Annotated in this window: 1 pseudogene; it reads left to right on the top strand. The window is 38.7% G+C overall.

What is annotated here, in order from left to right:
• Positions 1 to 607 (top strand): annotated as a pseudogene (locus NO346_RS14655) (hypothetical protein); the annotation flags it as partial.
• Positions 608 to 680: the final 73 nt, after the last annotated feature.

The raw sequence follows: 680 nt of genomic DNA, 5'->3' as shown, positions 1-680 counted from the left end.
TAATCTGAATGACATCTATCATATTATTGAAACTCGGCAATTTGATAAGGTAATGGTGGCATCCAAAGCCTATTCATCAAATATCGTGGTTCAATACTTGGTCAAACGATTCTATCGTTATGCGCCAGAACGTTATCTTCACGGAAAGTATCGCCTAACACCTATAGATGCAGCGAAGTTATTACATGATGCTATTGGAAGCATTAATCAGCAAACAAATATTCCTTTCAAAACCTTTATCAAGGAAAAGCTTATTTCGGGTGTGAAAGTCGACTTCAAAACCAAAGAGGTTGTCATTGACCCTAGTAAGGCTGCTAATTTCATTGCCAAGTTTTTTGCAGTGAATGACCGTAATGCCAAAAAGCCTGAATTACGATATTTGGAGTTCAGTGGGATTGCCTTTGGTGGTTATCAATACCTATCTATAGCGAAGATACAAGCTCCATATCTGCAAGTGCCAGAAGAATTTCAGTTAGGGGAGCGTATTTTCAATTCGATGACAGGTATATTTATTTCTGGTTCAGAGTCTTCCTTGAAACTTGTCTCTCCGTTATATGATGAGATTGATGTCTTCGATGATGGCATGGATCTCGACAAGACTGCATAATTTGACTTGGCTTTGCACTTTCTGGTCATTTCCATTCGGAGATGACCACATTTCTTTTTTGCTACGCCAAACA

The sequence above is a fragment of the Acinetobacter sp. 5862 genome, from assembly GCF_024494585.1.
Classification (GTDB): Bacteria; Pseudomonadota; Gammaproteobacteria; order Pseudomonadales; family Moraxellaceae; genus Acinetobacter.
The sequence above is the reverse complement of the archived record's forward strand: the minus strand, read 5'-3'. Positions and strand labels throughout refer to the sequence as shown.